Source organism: Thalassotalea sp. LPB0316 (assembly GCF_014898095.1).
GTDB lineage: Bacteria > Pseudomonadota > Gammaproteobacteria > Enterobacterales > Alteromonadaceae > Thalassotalea_G.
Map to the genome: position 1 here is coordinate 3,101,651 of NZ_CP062946.1, position 24,439 is coordinate 3,126,089.

Consider the following 24,439-nt stretch of genomic DNA (forward strand, 5'->3'; position numbering starts at 1 on the left):
CTCAAGCCTTAGCAAGCGCCAATAAACAAGTTAACTGGTGATGCTCACCAACCTCTGGCGCAATCGTTTGATTTACCAGCTTAATACCAAACGGTTGCTGCAGTTTTGAATACTCAAGAATTAACGCTGTCATTTCACTGTATTTATCTTCGATAAGAGCGCTTGGCATGTGTTGATAGTCAAACCAAATATCGTGACTTACTTGCCCTGTATGGCCTTTTGACAACCACTGCTGTGACTTGGCAAGCTGTTTCCAAGCCACTTGGGAAAGCGGTTGGCCGGGTTGGTAATTTTCTAGCTGATAAAAATCTTCGCCGCGTTGGCTATTTGAAAAGTTACCGCCGTCTTGTGCTGCTTGGTTATTGTATAAATGGGTTAAGTGACTTGGCTGTTTGGGCTGTGGAAAGGTGATGAGCTCACTGGCTAAATCTAATCGTGTCCACGTAGTAAAAAGCCCAAGAGGAAAGGATGACTCTATACGCAAGCGACCGAGCGACTTAACCCCTCTCGATTCATGCACTAGTGGCACATTGCAGTTTTGCTGCTCATTGTTCAACTGTTCAATCATTAACCATGGCGTATCAGACGTTACAGGCTCTACAGCAAAGCGCAAAAAGTAATGAGATTTCGCTGATTTAATTTCAAGCTTAAGGTAACTCAATTGGTGCGCGAAGCCTTGGGGTGAGTTTTTAATACTCAACGCTAACTTATTAAGGTTTTGGAAGCTGATCAGCATGGTCGTGACAAACAAGCTAGCGAGCAGAAAACTGAACATCAAAATAATGTTGTTTTGATAATTAGTGCCAAGTAAAAATATCACCAACACCATAAAAAGATAGGCAAAGCCAAAGACACTCGGAAAGATAAAAATATTTTGGCTCGACAAAACATGCTGTCGCGCCGGTGGAATGCGTTGCTTTAGCCATTTGAGCATGCGCTCTTGCAAGTAGCCTTTAAGCATTGCACTAGTCGATAACAGCGACGTTATTTAACACTTGCTGAGCGAGACTAGGCTGGCCCGCGCTTAGGTTAGCACTGCTTAAATGGCCTATTCTATGCTCACTGACCGCAATAAATACCGCCTGAATATCATCAGGAATGAGGTGGTCTCGCCCTTCGATAAATGCCCAAGCTTTGGCACAGGCAATGAGTGCTTTACTCGCTCTTGGTGACAATGGATAACCAGTAAACTCGTCATCGCGTGTATATTGACAAAGCTTGATAACGTAGTCGATAACCGCCTCACTGCAATGTACGGCTTGTACACTCGACATCATCTGGAGAAGCTGTGTTTCATCGATCACCGCTGGCACTGAATGATTTTCATTGCGAGCGCTTGAGGTTTTGAGCATTTGCTTTTCTGCCGCTTTTTCTGGAAAACCAATGGCAATTTTCATCATAAACCGATCAAGCTGTGATTCGGGTAATGGATAGGTGCCGGCATGAAAGGCAGGGTTTTGCGTGGCAATAACAAAAAATGGTACCGGTAGTGGATGACTTTGGCCATCAATGCTCACTTGGTGCTCTTCCATCGCCTCAAGCAATGCACTTTGTGCCTTAGGGCTCGCGCGGTTAATTTCATCGGCGAGTAATAATTGACTAAAAATCGGCCCTTTGTGGAGTGTAAAACGCTGGCTGTTTTGATCAAAAATCGATAAACCAACAATATCGGCTGGCAGTAAATCACTGGTGAATTGAATGCGTTGATAACTCAGGCCTAACGACTGAGCTAAACCATGAGCAAGTGTCGTTTTGCCCATGCCGGGCAAGTCTTCAATCAACAAGTGACCTTTTGCCAACAAACAGGTTAACGCCAATCTAACTTGATGCTCTTTCCCTAAAATGAGTTGATTCATCTGCGTTAAAATTTTATTAGCTAATTCTCTAGGCATGAAAGGCTCGCGTAATTAGTGAATATGGCGACAGAAAAATAATCACAGATAGTAGGGGTAAGAGTCAACTATTGGCCATCATTAAAAAAAAGCCGAGTACAGTAGACGCAAATTCAAATTGGTATCTTGATCTACGATTGGGCTATTTGTGATAGTGTCGTCATACAATGTGTAATCAAGCGCTAGCATAGTAAAGCCATCAAACAATATCGGTGTTGATACCGATAAGCCGACACTATAATTGACTGCACTCTTACCTTGATAAAAGCCACGAGTTTCACTCACTTCATGAGCCCTGACGCCATAGTAGTAATCAACGTGTTTGTCGTCTAGATAACTAACTTGCACGTTTGGCTCGATAAAAATAGGCCCTTGGCGGAAGATTTTCCCCACTTTAGCCGAAATTTCTTGGCCTTTGGATTTACCAAGAACATCAAACATGGCACTGACATCAACTTGCCAGTTATTGCGCTCGTAGCCGACACCAAGCCCGGCATCCATTGAAAAATCACGCTCGTCCATGCCGATAAAGACGTCACTATCACCATCGTCAAAGCCTTGGAAGCGAGGTGCTAACTTGAATTTGAAATCGATATCGCTAGCAGTGTAAATATCATAGCTAGCAAATGGGCCTAAAATTTCAAAGTTGTCTCCGCGATAACCAAGAACAGGTAACGGGATAACACGTCGATCATAACCTTGATATATTTCGCCACTTAAGCCTAAACCAAAGCCATATAAAAATCCTTTCGGTTCAAGCTGTGCACGATTCTCCCCTCGCTCATCTAGCTGAGAATTAGCTTCTTGAGTCGCAGCATTGGCGCTAGCGATAAGCGGAATAGCAAAGCACAGTGATAGTATACTTGGCAGGATAACTTTTCCTAAGAGCATGCCATTTTTCCTTTATAATTGGTGTTATTGCACTTACGTCATTTTGCCAAGCAAGGTTCACTTTAGCTAATGATTTTGTTTACTATTTTGCGTAGAAAAAGAGTCTTTACAAAAAGCCCAAGAGAAGAACCGATACTAATACCAAAGTAAAATTACTGTGTTTTAACGCAATTTCTTCCGGCGTGCTTAGCTTGATATAACGCGCTATCACAGCGCGCAAAAAAGGTTTCCTGACTCTCCCCTTCTCGCCACTGACTTACACCAAAGGAACAAGTAATCGATAGATTTTGGCTAAACCGGTGTGATGCAATAGTCTCACGCAGTAGCTCCGCAGTGATCAAGGCACCATTGACATCCGTTTCAGGACAAATCATTAAAAACTCTTCGCCTCCCCAACGACCGATAAAATCGACTACGCGTGTTTTTTGTGTCGCTAAGGTTGAGATTTGTTTTAAGATCGTATCACCAAAGTTGTGACCATATTGATCGTTAATCTGTTTAAAGTGGTCGATATCGAAAAGAATCAAAGACAACGGTCTGTGGTATCTTGTCGCTTTATCAAGCTCTTGAACAAAAAATTTATTGAGCGCTCGACGATTACCTAACCCGGTAAGCTCATCGGTAACAACTAACTTATCTAGCGCTTGTTTAGACGCTTCCAGCGCTTTTGTTCGCTCGGCGACTAAGACTTTTAACCGTTTATTAATCCCCCAAAACGACATAATAATGATGATTAATAGCGCTAAACCAAGCCAAGAAACGTAAGCTACTCGTTTATAATCAACGTCAGGTGAAATCACTTCGGTATACAAAAAGTCATCCAAATTGCCCTTTGCAGCTTCAGGGCTAGCTTGTTGATATATATCGGCGATACGCTGAAAACGCTTCTTATTTAAGGTACCTAAATCAATTAGGTTGGGTTTGATCATCCGCTTAGTCATCTGAGCTTCAAACATCAACATGTCTTTTGATTTATCAATATCCAAGTTAGCTAACATCCAATCGACAACCGCTTCTGGATTGTCCATGGCATATTGCCAGCCCTTAAGTGATGCTTTTCTAAAAGCTAAAGCCTGCTGGGTATTATTAAGCAAATATTCTTTAGTGGTAAAAATCAAATCGCCATAAAAATCGATACCGTAGTTAGCCGGTTGGATGAGGTTGACCTTGATACCGCGCTCTTGATAATAAAAGGGTTGATTGGTGATGTATACTGCCATAGCATCAACATTACCAAGCAGTAACTCATCATCTTTAAAAGAGTGAGGTACATGCTGGTAATCTCGATCGCTTATACCAAGCTCACTAAACATGGCTGTGATCACCGCATCATCAAAATTGCGGCGATACATCACTCGCTTGCCTTTTAAATCGATAGGACTTGTTAGATTAGCCTCTTCCAAGGTCATTAATGCTAACGGCGATTGTTGGAAAATAGTGGCTAGAACAACAACGGGCTCGCCCATCAATTTAGTTAACACGACACTCGAATCAGCTATCGCAAATTCGCTCTTACCCGAAATCACCGAATGAATGGCTTCTTGCCCTGGTGAAAACTCCCGAATATTGACCTTTAGGCCTTCATCTTGATAATAACCTTCTTTTTGCGCCGCATAAAAACCAGCAAATTGGAATTGATGAAACCACTTGAGTTGTAAATCAACAGTTTCTTGTGCCGACACGCTGAGCGGCAAAGAAAAAGCGCAAGCTACAGCCGCAAAATTAAAGCGACGCCACCACCTTAAAGCAGTTGCCCTGAACGTTAAAAGATAAAAGATTAAGGATTGCTGTTGCATAAAAACCTGTGAATAACATAATCTTACGCCCCGCTTAATAAAGTGGGGAATCAACCTTCAAGTGTTATCGTCAATCGAATAGATATCTTTAACTATGGTCGAGAAATTATCATTATTCAAAAGCTAACGCTAAAAAATCACCTTAATTTGATGTAGATCAGACAACTTGAATCGGCAACTATGACGTTAATTCACTCGTCATCAATTAAGATCAAACGCTTGGATGCTATTGAGAAATGGGCCGCTTGTGCCAGTATTACCACCAATGACATAAGTCACGCCATCTATGGTAGTTGCCGAATTATGGCGACTTGCTTGATAACCAATGTTCACTTGTTGCCACTGCTCATTAGTAAAATCATAAACGTAGGTTTGTGATAGATTGGTATAATCGCCAAAAACATAGAGTTTATCGCCAACAAGGCTAAGAGAATGGGCGCTCGCTTCAAAAGGCATTGCAGGTAATTTTTGCCAAGCATTGTCTTGTGGAAGAAAACGCTCAAAAACATTCATCGAGGACGTTCTATCAAAACCACCAACGACATAAATTGCTTGATCATGAACGATCGCACGGGTCGTTTTAGCACTTGGCATATCGGCTAGTCGTCGCCATTGCTGGGTATAGGTATTATAGGCAAGCGCTAACTTTGATACATTTAAGCCGTTTTTAGTTGGGTAGGCACCACCAAAAACAAATATCTCATCTTGGTAATAGACCGCGGTATTTATTCTCGTTGGCGCTTTTAGCTCGGTTGCGTAACTGACTTGATGGCTAACGGTATCAAATATTTCGACAGTTTTTTCAAAACGAAACTTACCGCCCTGGGCACTAACGCCGCCAATAATATATACCGATTGCTGGCCATCAAACACAGCAGAAAAATAACGGCGAGGAATAAGCTTGTCTTTTACCACATAGCTAGTTTTGGCCACGGGATCGATAATTTCTACATCAGTCACGAAACCGTCTTGATTAGCGCCGCCAAAAACAAAAATCCGTTGACCGTCATTAATCGCAGCATGACCATACCTTGGTGTTTGTAATTGGAGCTCGGTTGATTGTACTAACGTTTCATCACTCACTTGTTGAGTGCTTTGACAGGCTGACAACAAACAGGCCAAGATAATACTGCTCAGGAAGAGTTTGCAACGATTGAACATAAGATAGTCCTTTATCTCAAATGATATGATGCGATTAATATAGCTCACCGATTAACAAAAAATCAACAAACACGTCATCGACAAAAAAGGGCGTTTGCTGAAAATAACAAACGCCCTTTCTCAATACTTGATAAAACCTGATTAGTGGTTTTCTGACACCATATTAACGGTGTATTTCGGAATTTCTACCACTAAGTCTTCATCAGCAATAATAGCTTGGCAACCTAAGCGTGATTCAGGCTCTAAGCCCCATGCTTTGTCGAGCATATCATCTTCAAGCTCATCACTTTCTTCAAGTGAATCAAAGCCTTCACGAACGATCATATGACACGTAGTACAAGCACAGACTTTTTCACAGGCGTGCTCTACATGAATGTCATTCTTTAATGCAACATCAAGCAAGCTCTCGCCTGTTTCAGCTTGGACAACCGCGCCATCTGGGCACAATTCTTCGTTTGGTAAAAATATAATTTGTGGCATAGTTTAAATCTCGTCGACTGAATGACCGGATAGCGCCGTTTTAATAGATGAATCCATACGACGCTCGGCAAAAGTAGCCGTTTGTTGGTTAACTTGTTCAATAGCTGCTTCAATTGCATCAGTATCGCTACCTTGGCTGATCTTAGCAAGCTCAGTGATAGCTTGTTTGATGTCGTTAAGCTCTTGTTCACTTAATAAGTGCGCGTCACTAGCGAGGGCTGACTCAATTGCTTCAATAACCCGTGCAGCTTCGACTTGTTGCTCTTTTAACATTCGTGCATCAATATCTGCTTTGGCATTAGACATTGAATCTTTGAGCATTTGAGCAATTTGATTTTCTTCTAAACCAAATGATGGCTTAACAACAATCGATGATTCAACCCCAGTTGATTTTTCCATTGCACTGACTTCTAGCAAGCCATCTGCGTCAACTTTAAAGGTCACGCGAATGTGAGCAGCGCCCGCAGCCATAGGAGGAATGTCGCGCAATTCAAAGCGTGCTAATGATCGGCAATCGTCAACTAACTCACGCTCACCTTGTAATACGTGAATCGCCATCGCCGTTTGACCATCTTTAAAGGTGGTAAACTCTTGTGCTTTGGCCACAGGAATGGTGGTATTGCGATCAATCACTTTCTCAACTAAGCCACCCATGGTTTCTAAACCTAGCGATAACGGGATAACATCAAGTAACAGCATATCAGAATCAGGCTTATTACCCACTAACACATCCGCTTGAATTGCCGCGCCGATAGCAACCACTTTATCAGGGTCGATTGAGGTTAATGGTGTTTTCTTGAAGTATTTTTCGACTTCTGTTCGAACTAATGGTACACGGGTCGAACCACCAACCATAACCACTTCTTCAACTTGTTCAGTTGATAAGCCAGCATCTTTTAATGCTCTACGACAAGCGCGTAAGGTTTTGGTCACTAGGGCTGAAATTAATCCTTCGAATGTCGCTTTTGAGATTTCTTCTTGCCAAGTTGTGCCATCGGCTAATGTGAGCTCAACAATGGCTTGGTCAGCGTTGGTTAGCGCTTCTTTTAACGCTCTAGCTTGAACAGCTAACTGACGCTCCATAGAAGGCGACAATGGGCGCTCTAGCCCTGCTCTATCGACTAAATACTCGGCAAGGGCAACATCGAAATCGTCGCCACCTAGTGCTGAATCACCGCCAGTTGCTAATACTTCAAAAACACCTTTATTTAAGCGCAAAATAGAAATATCGAACGTACCGCCACCTAGGTCATAAACCGCAATAACGCCATCGGTATGACCTTGATGCGCCGTATCTAAACCGTAAGCAACTGCCGCAGCCGTTGGCTCATTCAACAAACGCAAGACATTTAAACCGGCGAGCTTAGCTGCATCTTTGGTGCTTTGGCGTTGCGCATCATCAAAATATGCAGGAACGGTAATCACCACGCCTTCTAACTCACCACCAAGTGACGCTTGAGCTCGCTCAGATAAGCTTTTTAAAATTTCACTTGAAACCTGAACAGGATCTACCTCACCGCAGCGGGTTAATAGCGTTGGGTGATTTTCTTTGCCAGCAAACTGGTAAGGTAACGAGGGGTATTTAGCCTGAATATCACTTAGACTACGACCAATTAAACGCTTGGCTGAAACAATCGTATTTTGTGGATCGATAACGCTTTTGGCTTGCGCATCAGCGCCGACTAACGTCGCACCTTCTTGGTAGCTAACCACTGATGGCACAATATCTTGGCCTTGGGCATCTGTTAAGGTTTTAGGTAAACCACTTTGCACACTTGCAACAAGTGAATTCGTGGTACCTAAGTCGATACCCGCTGCTAAGCGATGTTCATGAGGAACGGTACTTTGTCCTGGTTCGGCAATTTGTAATAACGCCATAATGGGGCTCTATATAACAATTAGGTGATTGATTACATATCGAATAGCTGATCTTCGATGCGATCTAATTCAATTTGTAATTTTTGATAAAACTTTAATTTTCGTAAACTTTCTGAGGCCGCGAGATTGCCTTCATCAGTATTGGCCGCTAATTGTACTTGCATTTCGGCAAATAGCGACTGATATTCACTATCTAATTCTTGACTGGCAGCAAATAAAGCGTCGTCAGGATCACTTGCGTGTTTGACGTCTTCGAGTAATTCACGCAACTCCATTTGGCGCATCAAAAACATCGTATCTTTAAACGTGCTTTGTTCGTCTGGTAATTCAACACCGCGCAATTCAAGCATGTATTGAGCACGCATTAGAGGCTTTTTAAGTGTTTGATAAGCGTCGTTGATCATCGACGACTTTTGCACCGCTAATAACTGCTCTTGACTTGAGGCATGAGCAAACTTATCTGGGTGCATCGATTTTTGTAGGCGCTGAAAAACGTCAGCTAGTTGTTTTTCATCAAGATTAAAACTTGGTGTTAAACCAAATAACTCAAAATAATTCAAGTTAACTCCACGTTTTTACAGCTAGGTTAGACGTTGAAACTTTCACCACAACCACACTCGCCTTTCGCGTTCGGGTTGGTGAATTTAAATCCTTCGTTTAAACCTTCTTTGACAAAGTCTAATTCAGTGCCATCTAAGTACACTAAACTCTTAGCGTCGATAATGATGTTTACACCATCGATTTCAAACAACTCGTCATCTTCATTTAGTTCGTCAACGAACTCTAATACATACGCAAGGCCTGAGCAGCCTGTCGTTTTAATACCTAAACGCAAACCAAGACCTTTGCCTCGGTTTGCTAAAAAAGTACTGACCCGCTCATTCGCCGCGGGTGTCATGGTTACTGCCATTTTAGCTTAACCTTTTCGCTTTGCTTGGTAATCTTCAATCGCCGCTTTGATCGCGTCTTCAGCTAAAATAGAACAGTGAATTTTTACCGGTGGTAATGCTAATTCTTCAGCAATTGCTGTGTTCTTAATTTCGGCTGCTTCTTCAATAGACTTACCTTTAACCCACTCAGTAACTAGCGAGCTTGAAGCGATAGCACTACCACATCCGTAGGTTTTGAATTTTGCATCTTCGATAATACCTTGGTCGGTAATTTTTAATTGAAGCTTCATTACATCACCACATGCTGGTGCACCAACCATACCGGTTGCAACTTGTGGATCATTTTTATCCATAGAACCAACGTTACGCGGGTTCTCATAGTGATCAATAACTTTTTCGCTGTACGCCATAATAATCTCTCCTCAATGCACTAGTACTAGTGCGCTACCCACTCAACTGAATCTAAATCAACACCGTCTTGGAACATTTCCCACAGCGGAGACATTTCACGTAAATGACCGATTGATTTTTGAATTAAGTCAATAGCGTAATCAACTTCTTCTTCGGTAGTAAAACGACCGAAACTAAAACGAATTGAGCTGTGTGCTAGCTCATCATTTAAACCTAACGCTCGTAATACATATGAAGGTTCTAAACTTGCCGATGTACAAGCTGAGCCAGAAGATACCGCTAAGTCTTTCAGTGCCATGATAAGTGATTCGCCTTCGACAAAGTTGAAGCTGACGTTTAAGTTACCAGGGTAACGCTTATCAAAGTCACCATTAATAAATACTTGCTCCATGTCTTTGATGCCGTTCCATAAACGGTCGCGCATCGCAGTCACATGAGCTAAATCTTGTGCCATTTCTTCTTTGGCGATACGACATGCTTCACCAAACCCGACGATTTGATGTGTTGCTAAAGTACCACTGCGCATGCCACGCTCGTGACCACCGCCGTGCATTTGCGCTTCTAAGCGAATGCGCGGTTTGCGGCGAACATATAAAGCACCAATACCTTTTGGACCGTACATTTTGTGGGCTGAGATCGACAATAAATCAACTTTTGTCGCTTGTACGTCAACAGGGATTTTACCGACTGATTGCGCGGCATCTACGTGGAAAACAATTTTACGACTACGACACAATTCACCGATTTCATTGATATCTTGAATCACACCAATTTCGTTGTTTACGTGCATAATTGACACAAGAACCGTGTCGTCACGCATTGCTGCTTCAAGCTTAGTTAAGTCAATTAAACCATTCGCTTCAGGATCTAAGTAAGTGACTTCAAAACCCTGACGCTCTAATTCACGACAAGTATCTAATACCGCTTTGTGCTCAGTTTTACAGGTAATAATGTGCTTGCCTTTTTTGCTGTAGAAGTTAGCCGCACCTTTGATCGCAAGGTTGTCTGACTCAGTCGCACCTGATGTGATAACAATTTCACGCGGATCAGCGTTAATTAAGTCAGCAATTTGATTACGCGCAATGTCAACCGCTTCTTCGGCTTGCCAACCAAACTTGTGAGAACGCGAAGCAGGGTTTCCATAAAAACCGTCAGTGGTCATATACTGCATCATTTTTTCAGCAACGCGTTTGTCAACAGGCGTGGTTGCTGAGTAATCGAGATAAATAGGAAGCTTCATTGACTAACTTTCTCCAAACTAATGTTCACGTCGGTATTAATTACCAGTTGTGAATAATACTTTTTGTTTCAATTACCGATTTATGAGCATTTTCGAGCATTTTCTCATGCTGCTCATCTTGTCGCTTTGAAACCGATTTAACATCTCTTTGCTCAACGAGCTCAGACAAAGTGATGCCTTGTAAAAATTCTTCGATTCGACTGCTTAAGTCAGACCACAGGGTGTGGGTTAAACATTGATTGCCACCTTGACAATTACCTTGACCTAAACACTTAGTTGCATCAACGCTTTCATCAACCGCGCTGATCACATCTGCAACAGCTATTTGTGCAGAACACTTACCTAGCTTATAACCTCCGCCAGGTCCTCTGACGCTGTTTACTAAGCCGTGCTTTCTCAGTCGTGAGAACAACTGCTCTAAATACGAAAGTGAAATTCCTTGGCGCTCAGAAATATCTGCCAAAGGCACAGGCCCAGATGAAGCGTGAATAGCTACATCAAGCATGGCTGTAACGGCATAACGCCCTTTAGAAGTCAGTTTCATAATTTGCCTTTATTAAATTGCCGCGCAATTATATATATCCTACTAAATTAGTCAAACAAATACCTGAGCTAATTACTCAGGTATTCTAAAGAGGGAAAAGTGAAAGGTCAATACTTGAGTAAATTAATCAAGTATTATTTTTATTTGCTATATTTGAGGGTCAAATTCATCAACGATATTTTGGCGACGCTCCGCCGCCTTTTGCTCGTCTTCGACAAATTCGCCAACGCGCAACTCAGGCAAAGCTTCTTGACACACGTCACCGCCAAGTCGATTAATTTCTTCGCATAGAGAAGCGACTTTGTTATCCATTAAATGCATGTGGTCCAGCATTCGACCAATTGCTTTGGCAACGGGATCTGGATTGTCAGATGAGACAGCATATGCGTCAAAACCAAATTTTTCGGCAACTTGTTCACGCTGCTTTGTTTGTTCGTCTTTATTTGGGTTAACAATTCTGCCGGGGATACCTACGGCCGTCATGTTATCAGGGACATCTTTAACCACAACCGAATTTGAGCCAACTTTGCCCCCCTTGCCTATGGTAATAGGGCCAAGTACCTGAGCGCCGGCACCGATAACGACATTGTCCATTAAGGTTGGATGACGTTTACCGGCTTTCCAGGAAGTTCCGCCTAAAGTGACGCCCTGATAAAGCGTAACATCATCACCAATTTCTGCGGTACCACCAATAACCACCCCCATGCCGTGATCGATGAAAAAGCGGCGGCCAATAGTGGCACCGGGATGGATCTCAACACCAGTCAACCAACGGGCAATTGTTGATAAGGTGCGGGCTAACCATTTTAGGTCCCACTTCCAAAGCTTGTGACTTAGCCGATGGATCCACACAGCGTGCAACCCTGGGTAATTTGTTAATACCTCAAAGACGGTGCGAGCGGCGGGATCTCTATCAAAGACACTGTTAATATCTTCTTTGATACGACTAAACATAGGTGTTCCTTATATTTTTAGCGCTCGAGAACGCAATACCACACCACCAAGGGCTAAGGTATTGAACCCAGCGCTTTACTGTTGTTCGTTTTTCTTGGCGGCTTTTTCAACTGACGCTAAAATACCGCGCATCATTTTCACTTCTTTAACATCAGGGCGAGCGCGATTTAAGAAGCGGCGTAATTTTGTCATCACCAACCCCGGATGACTCGGTACAATGAAGCCAGTTGCCTTTAACGCTTGCTCAAAATGTTCGAACATACGCTCAGTTTCTTCTACAACCGGATATTCAGTTTCATCTTCGTCAGTTTTTTTACTCGCTAACTGGGCATTTTTTTGTGCTAAAAAGGCCATACGTACTTCATAACTCAAGGTCTGCACTGCCATCGCTAAGTTCAATGAACTATATTCTGGATTCGCAGGGATCTGAACGTGAAAATGACACAGCTGTAATTCTTCATTGGTTAAACCCGAGCTCTCACGACCAAAGACTAGCGCCACAGGGTAATTCGGTGCTTCTTCGATCATTTTCTCGCCGCAAGTGCGCGGCTCTAACATTGGCCATGGCAAAGTGCGAGAACGAGCACTAGTACCAACGACTAATCCACAATCTTTAACGGCTTCTTCTAACGTATCAACCACGGTTAAATCTGCTAAGACATCTGTTGCACCAGCAGCTAAGGCTTGTGCTTGGCCATTGGGCATTTCAATTGGATCAACTAACACCAAGTTTTTCAGACCCATGGTTTTCATCGCACGAGCGGCTGAACCGATGTTTCGACAATCAGAGGTGTTAACTAAAACGATACGAACTGAATCTAATAATGAATTTGACATTTATAACTATCTAGATGGCTAAAAAACTGTTAGCAGTTTAACACAGAACGATAACCCTGTTGTTAAAAAAATTCACCATTTTTCAACCCAGCACCCTATGGCAATTCATTCTGAATTAGTTGATTTACTTCTAAGGGGTGAATAAACGAGCATCTAATAAAAATCGATTTGGCCGCATGATTACAAATTTTTTGTCGTTTATTTAAATTCTTTTTGCTACAATGCGCGCCGCTTTCGCTCCTCGATCGATTTTGAGCGTTATTGCGTTGTTCTTTTACATGCTGTTTTACAAAATTTTATAGGTGATTATTATGCATCCGATGCTAAATATTGCTGTGCGTGCTGCGCGCTCTGCGGGAAATGTGATTGTTCGTGCGTTCGAACAACAAGACAAAGTTGAAGTTACGTCAAAAGGCTTAAATGACTTTGTTACAAATGTGGATAAAGCAGCTGAAGAAGCGATTATCGACATTATCAAGAAAGCGTACCCGACTCACTCAATCGTTAGCGAAGAATGTGGAAAAGTAGACGGTGACGATAATGATTACCAATGGGTTATCGACCCGCTCGATGGCACAACAAACTTTGTAAAAGGCATTCCTCACTTTGCAGTTTCAATTGCATTAAAAGTAAAAGGCAAATTAGATCAAGCTGTGGTATTTGATCCAATTCGCGGCGAATTGTTCACAGCAAGTCGCGGTAAAGGCGCACAATTAAACGGCTTTAGAATCCGCGTTAAAAACTCAAAAGAATTAACTGGTGCTATCGTAGCAACAGGCTTCCCATTCAAGCAAAAATTCCACCTAGATAACTACATGGAAATGTTCAAAACGATGTTTGGCAAATGTGCTGATATGCGTCGCGCTGGCTCTGCAGCGCTTGATTTAGCCTACGTTGCAGCTGGTCGTGTTGACGGTTATTTCGAATTAGGCTTAAAGCCATGGGATACTGCGGCGGGTGAATTACTAGTAGTAGAAGCTGGTGGTTTAGTGACGGATGTTAACGGCGGCTTAAACCACGCGCAATCAGGCAACATTGTTGCTGCAAGCCCGAAAGTGTTAAAAGAAATGGTGGCAGATATTCGCCCTCATTTAACCGATGCAATGAAAAAGTAATATAGAACGATGAAGGCAGTAAGATCGAACTGCCCAACTTTCTTCTATAGGCCTAGGCTCTTAGCTTTTAGTGCTTTATACGCTGACGCTAAGAGACCTTTCGCTCAACTATTTGAATTATTGTCACAAAAATAGGCTTCTCCCAATAACGTAATTGCCGTGTTGGAGTCTATATTTTGTCGTAAGTAGGCAATATTCCCACCTATCGCCAACGTTTCTTGCTTGAGCGTATCCATGGCACTGAGCAGTAATTGAGTTTCAGGAATAAACCAATAACTAATCATGGTACCTGCCGAACCCACGACATCACCGAGCTTTTTGCAATTATTGGGCAGCTGTGTATTATCAAAAACAATTGATACCGATGCTTCATCAGCATACTTCTGGGTAGCACAGCCGACCATTAAACCGCCAATGACCATACTTAATAAAGTAAAATAAAATCTTTTCATCTTTCCAATTGTTAATTTTAGGTTATGCTAACTAGTATGAAAAATAACACAATAATTCTATTATGCCTATGCTTGATCTTGTTCTGCCAAGAGCTGCATGCCGGCAGAGATGTAACCCAACTTCACCTTAAGCCAGGAGGTAATACTTGGTCGATTGGTGCGGGGCTTAGAACAGGAACATTTGCGTATATTGGCGAAGATAAATATCAAGATTTTCTGCCATTGATCATCTATAACGGCGATGAGTTTTTTATCGACGGTACGCGAACCGGTTTTCATTTAGTGAATAATGATAAATGGTTAGTCAGTGCCTTTGCCGCATACCGTTTTGCTGGCTTTAATGAAGAAGACTCTGAACTATTAGATGGTTTAGATCGCAATGATGCAATCGACGGACGAATAGCTGCCACTTATAACACCGATTACGGCAATTTCACCCTTGATTTTGGCCATGATATCAGCAATACCCACAAGGGTTGGGATAGTCAGCTACGGTGGTCAAAGCGGTTTGAATATCACAACTTACTCATGCGCCCCTGGCTCGGTATAAGCTACCAAAATCAGTCACTGACAAATTATTACTACGGTGTCGCAACTGATGAAGCTCAACTAGACAGGCCGAGTTATAGCACTTCCAGTGCCATAGAATGGCAATACGGTTTAGATTTTAGTTATCACTTTGCCAAACATGATTACTTGGCCTTAAATTTCCAATACTCCGAGTTAGATAAGACGAAAATAAACAGTCCGATTGTTGCTGATGAAGGGCAGTTTGAAACTTTTTTGACCTATCGTTACGAGTTTAATGACTACCAATACGATGAAAATACAAATAGCAGCTTATTAAAAGGCCTCACTCAAGGTGAATGGTATTGGCGAGTTGCTCACGGGCGTTTCACGACCGCCAAATTCAATGAGTTGATGCGCTTTAAAAATATGTTTGATCCTGAGCCAAGAAATACCGGGTTGACCAGTCTTTTTGTCGGTAAAAAAATAGCGGATAGTTTTTTAGGGCTACCGTTAGATTCATACGTTACCTTGGGCTATGCTCGTCATTTTGAAAAAGGTTACCAAGATAACTTTAATGAATATGTACTTGGTTTTAAAGCCTATTTCACCAAGTTTCCATGGTCGCATATTGTCAAAACGCGAGTTGGCATTGCTGAAGGCGTTTCTTACGCGAGACGAGTGCCAATTGTTGAACAAGAAAATGTCGATCGAAAAAACCGTTCTGCTTCAAAGTTCTTAAACTACTTGGATTGGAGCTGGGACTTTAGTTTGGGTGACGCCATCGGTAATAAATCCCTGAAAGATTGTTTTCTTGGTTGGTCGGTACACCATCGCTCAGGTATTTTCTCATCTGCAGATTTATTTGGTAACGTAAGTGGTGGCAGTAACGTCAATACCATCTATATTCAATGCCACACTAACAATGGCTAGCTAGTGATCAAAGATATAATCTAAAAAGTCAGGTAAGGGCTGGGGCAATGCCCTGCCCTAAATGCTAATGATTTAGCCTCCCCCCCACTGTTATCAATATCGGCATTTAATTTTATTTTGCTCTATTTACACTGATAATTTGCACGCCAAAAAGCACAGAATATGAAGAAAAGTACAGCCAGATCATCAAGACGACGATCGATGATAATGATCCGTACACAGCACTGTAATTAGATGCTCTATCAACGTACCAGACAAAAAATGCTTTACCGACTTCAATTAAAAAAGTTGCTGTTAGTATACCCGGCAATAATGATCTAAAGCCGAGTGTTCGGTGAGGTATCAGTCGATATACCATACTCACGAGGACAAATGTCAACACTAAGCTACTAAGATTATGGCTAAAAATACTTAATACGGCGCTTGCTTGTTTACCCAAAAATATCGACTGAGAATTAGCTAGCAGCTCAAAAACAGGGGATAGCGCAATAATAATAGTGATCAGCACAGTGGCAACAATTGTTAGGGCAAAATCTCTTAGTGTCGATAGGAAAGTCGCGCCATTTGCTTTCATGCCAAGCGATAGGTTAATCGCTCGGCTTAAAGCCCCAACCATTTTCCTGCCAGACCAAATTAAGACAAGAATGCTACTAACCCCCGTGGTTCCTCGTATTTGTACCAAAGAGTCAATAATTTTGGTCACTACAGAGGAGCTTACTGGAATAAGGCCAACAATGAATTGGTTAACACGCATTGCCATATCGTTGGATTTGAGCACGTAGCCACCTATCGATAATACGCCTAGTATCAGGGGAAACAGTGACAAAAACGTAAAAAAGGCGACACTAGCAGCCATATCTTTGCCATGCTCCTTTTCATCTTTTTTCGCAGCGGTTATCAACACCCCGATAAAAGGAAGTTGCCCGAGCCATAACTCCAGTGTTCGGATATATTGTTTGATTCGCGAAAAAACATCACCAATTTTTTGAATTATGGCCATCAATCTAGCTAACTACCTGCAAGTTCTTCTGCGGTTTTACCGATCCCGATCAACTCAATACCATCGATACATAATTTAATACCAATGAGTAGGCCTACAGCTAAATCTCCAGAAGCAGGCCATTGCATCCACATGAAAATACCTGCTAATACACTGGCTAGAGCCCCGACCATCATCCACGCGCCGCCAGCAACAGGGGGGAGTCGTGCAGCAAACACCATAGCACCGATGCCATCAACGAAAAGGTAAAAAGTCAGCACTATAGCTAATGCTCTCGCACCTTGGTCGGGGTTAAAAATCATGTAACCACCAGCAAGGCACGTTATTATCCCCATAAATGCTTTTAACAAGGTAGAACCCCAACCAAGCGACAGCCAAGCAAATAAAGTACGCCCAATACCGCTAAGTAACAGGATAAAGCCAACCAAAACACTGATACTCATGCCTGTGAAGTTAGGAGCAAGTAACGCCACTATACCTAACAATAAAACAACGATACCTAGCGTTTTTACCTTGCCCGCGACTTTAGCAACTGGACGAAGCAATTCTTGTGTTTCCATAGATGGATTTCCTAGCTAATTAAATCAACAATTTGATAATTTAAGGTTAGCCTCTGGTTTATTTAATCGCAATATCAATTACATAATGTAACTTCATTGATACTAAGCGATAACAAAATCTGCTCTGCAGGTGCTGTAAATATTATTAATGGTTAGTTATTTTCAATGAGTAAAAGCTCAGTTTGCCTGCCGTCAAAGTAGCGTATGCCGCTCTCATCGAAGTAAGCATTTTCTTCTAACATAATCCGAATTTCTTTTTGCCAAGCATTGAGGTAAACCGCATTGTTAAGCTCGATTGAATAAGCCGTTTGATAATGCAAGGGGTAATCGCCTGTGCCAACAACACCGTTTTGCTGATCCCACATGCCTATTGTCGTCCCTGCACCATGGCCATGATAGCCCAGTGGATGTGTGTATATGGTAGGTTTCAACCCTTTCGCTTTGGCTTTATTTAGTGATGATTTAAGCACCTGATTACCCGTTCTACCTTCAGCAAACTCTTGCGTGAAGATATCTTGGAGTAAATTGGCTTTTTGCAGGGCATTAACCAAATAATTAGGCGCTTGCCGCTCACCTTGTTTAAGTACATAGGCGTGTTGTTGGGTATCCGTGTTTAACCGAAGGTAACTCAAACCAAAATCTACATGAAGCAAGTCTCCCGCTTGAATGACTTGCTCACCATAACCATTGGTAAAGCTATCTTCGTGATCAAATTTAGCGGCGTCACTGCGCTGAATGGCAACTGTCGGGTGAAACCAAGTTTGTAAGTTGAGCGATAAGACTTTTTCTCTAAACCACCATTGCATATCTTCAGTGGTGGTTTTACCGACTTCAATAGTTTTACTTGAAAAGCCTTCAGCGATAATCGCGTGTGCTTGGGCGACTAACTGTTCCATGATTTCCAGCTCTGGTTCAATCCGAGTCTCTAACCAAGCGATAGCCAAAGGCTCGGCGCTAACTAATTTGTGATGATACGCTTTAGGTAAAGCATCTATCAGCTCGCGTTTATCCGTCACGTTTAGGCCGTCAGCATGGCCCCAATACTCAGACTCATTTAGGGCGATATTTCTTGGCTTGTACAGATTAATCACATCATTGAGTGCCTGCCATTGGTTTGGCTGATTTTTCTTATCCCATGCTCGCTCAAAGACAATACCCACTTTATAAGGCGCGATTGCCAAGGCTTTTAAGCCTTCTTCAGGCGTATTAATAAACGCGAGTATGGTACGGCGGCGCGCTGAGTGCCAAGTGGCTGGTAACATCGTTTTAATAATGGGATCTTCATTGTATTCCCGCGAAATAATCAGCCACATATCGACGCCGTGTTGTTTCATTAACCTCGGTAGCAGTGTTGTTATTCGCTGCTCGGTAATGCTGTCTATTACTTGTGCGCGCTCTCTTAATGGCAGTGGTTGCCAGTCAGCCAATGCTGGCACCGAAAAAGCGAAGATAAAGAGCGATGTTGCAATTATTTTGCTCATGATGTGTCCTTAAAGTTTGCTCGACCAATATCAAATCAATTAATTATTTGATTACTCATAACCACCAAATGAACCTGCTGGCCCCGGAAATACCACAGGTGATTCAAAGCCATCTTTTGAGACACTACTAACACCGAAAAAATAATTATCAATCACAACATTTTCTAAGGTAAAACTATCAACATTGCCAACATACTGACTTTTTGTCCATGTCGGCTCAGTAGTTAAGCGCCAGTGAATGCGATAACCGGCAAGGTTTTTAGCTTGTTCACCCGTTAGTTTTTGCCAACTTAAGGTGGTCGAAGGTTGCACTGCCCCTTTGATTTTCACTTGGGCAGGTGGCGCCGGCGCCCATGCCAAAGAGGCTAAACTGACCGCATTAAGTGACGTGAGTTTAGCGTTAAAGGCAAAATCGACGCCTGATAGTACATCGCCATAGGCTCTACCATTTTCAATTCTAATATCTTGGTGTTGTCTGTCGTAGTGTTCATTGGTTTCCATAATGCGAACCGCAGGAAAGCCTACTTCATTAAACGGACGGTGATGACCACCACGGCCAAACCTATCGAGGCGATAGACCATCATGGTATCTAAATTTGGAATGTACTTGTCGGCAATCACATCAATATAGCGAGCTAAATTGCGCGACGGCGAGTCAACTTCACCGCCAGTAAAACGCCTTAAACGCGCTTCTTCTGGTGTTTCAACAAAACGAACCCCTTCAGAAAATACCCGTGCCGTGGTGTTGTTGATAACACCATTAATACCGGCAATATTGCCAATCATGTCGTTGTTGATGACACCTTCTACTCGCCACTTTTCTTCAAGGGCAATTTCCGCCATGATTTTACCGCCAAATAAGCCCTGCTCTTCGCCCGATAGCGCAGCATAAACAATCGTGCCGTCAAATTGGTATTGCGATAAGACACGAGCCGCTTCAATAACGCCAGCAACTCCTGTCGCGTTATCATTAGCACCTGGCGAATCTGACGTATAATCAAGCGGATCTGAAACACGAGAGTCAATATCTCCCGACATCACAATGTAACGATTAGGATCAATACTACCGCGCTGAATCGCGACAACATTGACCACTTCAGTCGGCTCAGGGATACGCTTTTCTCCCGAGATTGTCTTGCGCTGATAAACCACTTCTAAACAACCACCACAAGCTTTAGAAATTTGGTCAAATTCGTCTTTGATCCAACGTCTTGCTGCGCCAATACCTCGGCTGTCTGATTTTGTTTCAGATAATGTATGACGCGTGCCAAAACTCACGAGCTTTGTTACATCTGTTTTTAATCGCTCACTGCTGACCGCTTTTTGGATATCGCGCAGCACTGGTTGTTCACTCTGTGGTACTACTTGACTAATAGCTGGTAACGCGCCGGTGAGTAGCACACTAATAAAACCATATTTAACAATTAGTTTGTTATATTTTGACATCTTGAATCTCGTATTATTGTTCTACCAACAGAGTAACAAGCTTATAAAATTCTCGCCATAGACAAGCTGATATATCAAAGCAAAACTTTTATTATGTATTACATTTAAGAATAAATAGTGATTTTTAGCAAAGATATGGTTATATTAAGGCTAGAGTAAAAATTCTAAACAATTGCGCAAGGTAAAAGAGATGAGCAAGCTCCCCAGTGCTGAGCACAAACAGGCGTTTATTGCCGGTGAAGTCGCCTTAGTTGGTGCTGGTCCGGGTGATGTTGACCTATTAACACTTCAAGCATTTCGCTTTATTTCACAAGCTCAGGTGGTCATTTATGATCGCTTAGTCAGTGATGAAATTATGGCATTAGTACCCAAGGAGTGCGAGCGTATCTACGTTGGCAAAAAACAAGCCGTGCACCGTGTTCCTCAACAGGGTATTAATCAGTTACTGGTTGATTATGCTAAGCAAAACAAACGTGTCGTTAGATTAAAAGGGGGCGATCCCTTTGTTTTTGGTCGCGGAGGTGAAGAAGCGCAGTTCTGTTTAGCTAATAATGTTGCCGTCCATATTGTGCCTGGTATGACAGCCGCATCAGCGTGTTCAAGCTATGTTGGTATTCCACTTACCCATCGCAATGTTGCCCGCTCTTGCACTTTTATCACTGGCCATATTCAAGAAAACGGTGAACTCGATTTACCGTGGCAAACCTTAAACGACAAACAGCAAACCGTTGTTTTTTACATGGGGGTAAAAAGCCTGCCCATTATTATCGACCAAATTACCCAAGCGGGTCGTGACATTACAACGCCAGCAGCGTTAATTCGCAAAGGTACCCAACCCGATCAGCAAGTATTTAAAGGCACGTTAGCAAACTTAGTTGAGTTAGTTGAACAACATCAAGTCAAACCGCCAACTCTGATCATGATTGGCGATGTGGTAAACACCTTTGATGGCGAACACCTCAATGGTCTGGGCTATTTAACACCCTAGCCCTTTTATCGCCGTAGCCCATTAATAGCAAAGTTATACTATCGGCCTAAAACGATAAATCACAATTGATGGCAATGCTAAACCAAAGCATAAAGCCATTAAAATAAATAACGTGGATAAGCCATTTTCCACGACCATCGACATCATCTCGATGCTGTAGCCAAGTTTGTGAATGCTAAACAAGCCAATAAAGGTTTTAAAAGCATAAGTACCTGGAAATAAAGGAATTACCGACGCGATAGCAAACACAGGCCTAGGTACAATATACTTGCGCGACCAATACACGCCAATCAAACCAACGAGTGACGCTGCCACTAAACTAGACCACTCTATCCCCCACCCCATAAAGATTAGCGCGGTTCGCAAGCTATGAGCGATTGCCCCTGCTAATGCACACAAAGGAAGAATTTTAGGTGGTACATTAAACGCCATGGCAAAGCCAACAGCAGCAATTGCCGAAAACACGGCATCTTCAACCAGTGCGAGTAATAATTCAGTCATTTACAACCACCCTTGAATACCTGTAATAGTCATCGATAATGCGATGCCTGCAGCGGCTGAAATTGTTAGTAAGCTAGCGATGATCCAGCGAGTCATGCCATTGATCACATAACCTTTCACCATGTCGAAAACCGCATTGATCAGTGGAAAGCCCGGTACTAATAGCAATACCGAAGCGGCCATAATTAATTCAGGTTGATTACCCAACTGAAAACGAACACCAATTGATGCAATAGTAGTTGCTACAAAGGCAGATATCATAAAAATCAAAAAAGGGTTGTGGTGACGATGAGCCAAGCTTTGACGAACAAACATCGCCGAGGTTGATGCAATAAAAGTCAGTACAAAAACCCAACTGTCGCCACCGAATAGCCGACTCAAACTAGCACACGACAAGCCAATCATCACCATCACTAAATAACGGTTGTACTTTAATGGTTTAATTTGTCGCATTAGTTTGATCGATTGTGCTAAATTGAGTTGCTTCTTTTCTACGCGAATGGTTACTCGTTGAATTTCGCTGACCACATACATATTGATGCCGCGATCATAAAAACGCCGTGAACTGGTAACACAGCACTGGTTTACTATACCAGTAACAAGCAGTGCATTGGCGGTGATACCGACCTCAACACTATCAAGACCTAGCGCGATACCTAAGCGCATCAAGGTTTGTTCAACAAATTTGCTCTCAGCGCCGTGTTGCATTAAGCGCATACCCGTTTCAACAACATGGGTGACAATGGTTGATTGTTGCTGATCACAAAGCGCGGGGGTGGTCAAAAGGGAAAATCCAACTAGAGCAAATAGATTGTTAATATTTTAATCAATTTATTTGCGCTAACTGTAAACCAAGCGTATGAATTTGTTTAAAACATCGCTTACTATGAATTTGAAGATGAAGCTTTATTGGGCTTTTTTCGCCAGTGCTTGCGATTTTTATTAGCCGAGCCCGCTGGTTTTTTATTCGCCTTAGGTTGCGATTGATTGTCAGTCGAACGGCTCTTATTGTGTTGTGGCTTATTGGGCTTTTGCTTTTTCGGTAACGATTTAACTGCGTTTTGCTTGTCGCTGTTTTGTGATTTCGCTGAATCACTAACTTTTGGCTTTTTTGGTTTTTTCGGCTTTTTCTTCTTATAGGGTTTGATAGCACGTGATTCAGGCAACGGGTTATGAGGGATGAAACCATCAATTTCTCTGCGCTCAATATGTTGTTGGATCACGTATTCAATGTCTTGAAGTTGGTCTATTTCATCTGCGCTTACCAGAGAAATCGCTTGACCATCAACGCCTGCGCGTCCCGTTCGACCAATTCGGTGAACATAGTCTTCTTGAACGTTAGGTAAATCAACATTTACAACAATTGGCAATTGGCTAATATCAATGCCACGAGAAGCAATGTCCGTGGCCACTAAAGCCTGAATCGTTTTATCTTTAAATGCCTGTAACGCTCTATTTCTCGCACCTTGGCTTTTATTACCGTGAATGGCGAGCGCTTCAATTTCTTGGCTTTCTAAAAAGCGAACCAAGCGATTGGCGCCGTGTTTAGTGCGGCTAAAAACTAACACCTGTTGCCACTTTTCCTGCTTGATCAAATGGGCAAGTAGTGCCGGTTTTTTCTTTTTATCAGTTGGTACTAACCAGTGCTCAATCGTAGATGCTGTCGCATTGTCAGGTGTAACTGAAATTTCAGTTGGCTTTACCACAACACCTTTGGCCAACTCTTTGATCTCTGGCGAAAAGGTTGCCGAAAACAATAAGGTTTGGCGTTTTGTTGGCAGGAGTTTAATGATATTACGAATATCGCGAATAAAGCCCATATCTAACATGCGATCGGCTTCATCTAATACCAGTGTTGTTAATTCATCAAACTTAATCGCGTTTTGTTCAAATAAATCGAGTAAACGGCCCGGTGTTGCCACTAAAATATCAACCCCATTGCGCAAGCGCATCATTTGAGGGTTAATTTTCACACCGCCATAAACCACAGTGCTTGATACCTTTAGGTGTTTGGCATAAGTTTCAACATTTTCACCAACTTGCGCGGCAAGCTCACGCGTTGGCGTTAATACCAAAACCTTAGTGTGATTGTGCTTTACGCGCTGCTTACTTTGCTGTAATTGCTGAAGAATTGGCAAAACAAAACTGGCGGTTTTACCGGTGCCTGTTTGCGCCGCCGCCATAACGTCTTTACCCAATAAAATTTTCGGAATTGCTTGTGCTTGAATAGGCGATGGCGTTTTATAACCCTTTTCTTCAATCGCTTGTAAAATTTCAGGAGAGAGTTCGAGTGAAGAAAATGTCATGTATCGCCTCAGGCAAGTAAATAAATCGCACTAAATGGCATAAAGCATAGCCGATTTAGCAAAAGGGCGAGAAGAATACGCGAAGCGCTAAAGCTGTGCAAGCGATCAATAAGAGTTAATATCAATGTGCCTTAACTTGAATCTTTAGATTTAATAACTAGAACTCAATCATATTT

General features: G+C 42.4%; 25 protein-coding genes. 3 read left to right on the forward strand and 22 right to left on the reverse strand.

Annotated features, from left to right (window positions below; all coding sequences use genetic code 11):
* Position 1: 1 nt before the first annotated feature.
* From LP316_RS13970 to trmJ, 14 genes are all read right to left on the reverse strand, one after another.
* Positions 2 to 961 carry a DUF58 domain-containing protein gene (locus tag LP316_RS13970; RefSeq protein ID WP_193021756.1) on the reverse strand — a complete coding sequence of 320 codons (960 nt, stop codon included), beginning with the start codon at positions 959 to 961 and terminating at the stop codon, positions 2 to 4.
* Positions 962 to 965: 4 nt separating this feature from the next.
* Entirely contained in the window at positions 966 to 1,892 is a 927-nt protein-coding gene (locus LP316_RS13975) for an AAA family ATPase (RefSeq protein WP_193021757.1), read from the reverse strand.
* Positions 1,893 to 1,973: 81 nt separating this feature from the next.
* A complete protein-coding gene (locus LP316_RS13980) occupies positions 1,974 to 2,783 on the reverse strand; it encodes a MipA/OmpV family protein (protein ID WP_193021758.1) in 810 nt (269 codons plus the stop codon).
* Positions 2,784 to 2,935: 152 nt separating this feature from the next.
* Entirely contained in the window at positions 2,936 to 4,465 is a 1,530-nt protein-coding gene (locus LP316_RS13985; protein ID WP_193021759.1) for a GGDEF domain-containing protein, read from the reverse strand.
* 315 nt (positions 4,466 to 4,780) lie between these two features.
* Entirely contained in the window at positions 4,781 to 5,740 is a 960-nt protein-coding gene (locus tag LP316_RS13990; protein ID WP_193021760.1) for a Kelch repeat-containing protein, read from the reverse strand.
* 141 nt (positions 5,741 to 5,881) lie between these two features.
* Positions 5,882 to 6,220 (reverse strand): ISC system 2Fe-2S type ferredoxin, encoded by a 339-nt coding sequence (fdx, locus tag LP316_RS13995; protein WP_193021761.1) that lies wholly within the window; start codon positions 6,218 to 6,220, stop codon positions 5,882 to 5,884.
* A 3-nt stretch (positions 6,221 to 6,223) separates the two neighbouring features.
* A complete protein-coding gene (gene hscA / locus LP316_RS14000) occupies positions 6,224 to 8,098 on the reverse strand; it encodes a Fe-S protein assembly chaperone HscA (RefSeq protein ID WP_193021762.1) in 1,875 nt (624 codons plus the stop codon).
* A 32-nt stretch (positions 8,099 to 8,130) separates the two neighbouring features.
* Positions 8,131 to 8,658 carry a co-chaperone HscB gene (gene hscB, locus LP316_RS14005; protein ID WP_193021763.1) on the reverse strand — a complete coding sequence of 176 codons (528 nt, stop codon included), beginning with the start codon at positions 8,656 to 8,658 and terminating at the stop codon, positions 8,131 to 8,133.
* Positions 8,659 to 8,684: 26 nt separating this feature from the next.
* A complete protein-coding gene (gene iscA / locus LP316_RS14010) occupies positions 8,685 to 9,008 on the reverse strand; it encodes an iron-sulfur cluster assembly protein IscA (RefSeq protein WP_193021764.1) in 324 nt (107 codons plus the stop codon).
* Between the two features lie 6 nt (positions 9,009 to 9,014).
* A complete protein-coding gene (iscU, locus tag LP316_RS14015) occupies positions 9,015 to 9,398 on the reverse strand; it encodes a Fe-S cluster assembly scaffold IscU (RefSeq protein ID WP_193021765.1) in 384 nt (127 codons plus the stop codon).
* A 26-nt stretch (positions 9,399 to 9,424) separates the two neighbouring features.
* A complete protein-coding gene (locus LP316_RS14020; protein ID WP_193021766.1) occupies positions 9,425 to 10,639 on the reverse strand; it encodes an IscS subfamily cysteine desulfurase in 1,215 nt (404 codons plus the stop codon).
* Positions 10,640 to 10,679: 40 nt separating this feature from the next.
* Positions 10,680 to 11,183: a Fe-S cluster assembly transcriptional regulator IscR gene (gene iscR, locus LP316_RS14025; protein ID WP_193021767.1), complete on the reverse strand. Its 504-nt coding sequence runs from the start codon at positions 11,181 to 11,183 to the stop codon at positions 10,680 to 10,682.
* 147 nt (positions 11,184 to 11,330) lie between these two features.
* On the reverse strand, positions 11,331 to 12,137 hold the full coding sequence (cysE, locus tag LP316_RS14030) for a serine O-acetyltransferase (protein ID WP_193021768.1): 807 nt from the start codon (positions 12,135 to 12,137) through the stop codon (positions 11,331 to 11,333).
* A 75-nt stretch (positions 12,138 to 12,212) separates the two neighbouring features.
* Complete coding sequence (gene trmJ, locus LP316_RS14035) at positions 12,213 to 12,974, reverse strand: tRNA (cytosine(32)/uridine(32)-2'-O)-methyltransferase TrmJ (protein WP_193021769.1); 762 nt, start codon at positions 12,972 to 12,974, stop codon at positions 12,213 to 12,215.
* A gap of 311 nt (positions 12,975 to 13,285) precedes the next feature.
* On the opposite strand from trmJ, the gene suhB reads away from it, so the two are divergent.
* The gene (gene suhB / locus LP316_RS14040; protein WP_193021770.1) at positions 13,286 to 14,089 is read left to right on the forward strand and encodes an inositol-1-monophosphatase; all 804 of its coding nucleotides are present in this window, start codon (positions 13,286 to 13,288) and stop codon (positions 14,087 to 14,089) included.
* 104 nt (positions 14,090 to 14,193) lie between these two features.
* On the opposite strand, the gene LP316_RS14045 is transcribed toward suhB, so the two are convergent.
* The gene (locus LP316_RS14045) at positions 14,194 to 14,541 is read right to left on the reverse strand and encodes a DUF4156 domain-containing protein (protein ID WP_193021771.1); all 348 of its coding nucleotides are present in this window, start codon (positions 14,539 to 14,541) and stop codon (positions 14,194 to 14,196) included.
* A gap of 36 nt (positions 14,542 to 14,577) precedes the next feature.
* Between LP316_RS14045 and LP316_RS14050 the strand changes: the two genes are divergently transcribed.
* Positions 14,578 to 15,981 carry a MipA/OmpV family protein gene (locus tag LP316_RS14050; RefSeq protein ID WP_193021772.1) on the forward strand — a complete coding sequence of 468 codons (1,404 nt, stop codon included), beginning with the start codon at positions 14,578 to 14,580 and terminating at the stop codon, positions 15,979 to 15,981.
* Between the two features lie 112 nt (positions 15,982 to 16,093).
* Here LP316_RS14050 and LP316_RS14055 read toward each other — a convergent pair whose 3' ends face one another.
* The 4 genes from LP316_RS14055 to LP316_RS14070 all read right to left on the reverse strand — a co-directional run bounded on the left by LP316_RS14055 (position 16,094) and on the right by LP316_RS14070 (position 20,468).
* Positions 16,094 to 16,981, reverse strand: coding sequence for a YihY/virulence factor BrkB family protein (locus LP316_RS14055; protein ID WP_193021773.1), 888 nt, complete (start codon positions 16,979 to 16,981; stop codon positions 16,094 to 16,096).
* Positions 16,982 to 16,989: 8 nt separating this feature from the next.
* Entirely contained in the window at positions 16,990 to 17,541 is a 552-nt protein-coding gene (locus tag LP316_RS14060; protein ID WP_193021774.1) for an HdeD family acid-resistance protein, read from the reverse strand.
* A 152-nt stretch (positions 17,542 to 17,693) separates the two neighbouring features.
* A complete protein-coding gene (locus tag LP316_RS14065) occupies positions 17,694 to 19,022 on the reverse strand; it encodes a M24 family metallopeptidase (protein ID WP_193021775.1) in 1,329 nt (442 codons plus the stop codon).
* A gap of 51 nt (positions 19,023 to 19,073) precedes the next feature.
* Positions 19,074 to 20,468, reverse strand: coding sequence for a M28 family peptidase (locus tag LP316_RS14070; protein WP_193021776.1), 1,395 nt, complete (start codon positions 20,466 to 20,468; stop codon positions 19,074 to 19,076).
* A 190-nt stretch (positions 20,469 to 20,658) separates the two neighbouring features.
* Here LP316_RS14070 and cobA point away from each other — a divergent pair, with 190 nt between their 5' ends.
* Positions 20,659 to 21,456 (forward strand): uroporphyrinogen-III C-methyltransferase, encoded by a 798-nt coding sequence (gene cobA / locus LP316_RS14075; RefSeq protein ID WP_193021777.1) that lies wholly within the window; start codon positions 20,659 to 20,661, stop codon positions 21,454 to 21,456.
* Between the two features lie 33 nt (positions 21,457 to 21,489).
* On the opposite strand, the gene LP316_RS14080 is transcribed toward cobA, so the two are convergent.
* The 3 genes from LP316_RS14080 to LP316_RS14090 all read right to left on the reverse strand — a co-directional run bounded on the left by LP316_RS14080 (position 21,490) and on the right by LP316_RS14090 (position 24,263).
* Positions 21,490 to 21,957, reverse strand: coding sequence for a threonine/serine exporter family protein (locus tag LP316_RS14080; protein ID WP_193021778.1), 468 nt, complete (start codon positions 21,955 to 21,957; stop codon positions 21,490 to 21,492).
* Complete coding sequence (locus LP316_RS14085) at positions 21,958 to 22,740, reverse strand: threonine/serine ThrE exporter family protein (protein ID WP_226960752.1); 783 nt, start codon at positions 22,738 to 22,740, stop codon at positions 21,958 to 21,960.
* 101 nt (positions 22,741 to 22,841) lie between these two features.
* The gene (locus LP316_RS14090; RefSeq protein ID WP_193021779.1) at positions 22,842 to 24,263 is read right to left on the reverse strand and encodes a DEAD/DEAH box helicase; all 1,422 of its coding nucleotides are present in this window, start codon (positions 24,261 to 24,263) and stop codon (positions 22,842 to 22,844) included.
* Positions 24,264 to 24,439: the final 176 nt, after the last annotated feature.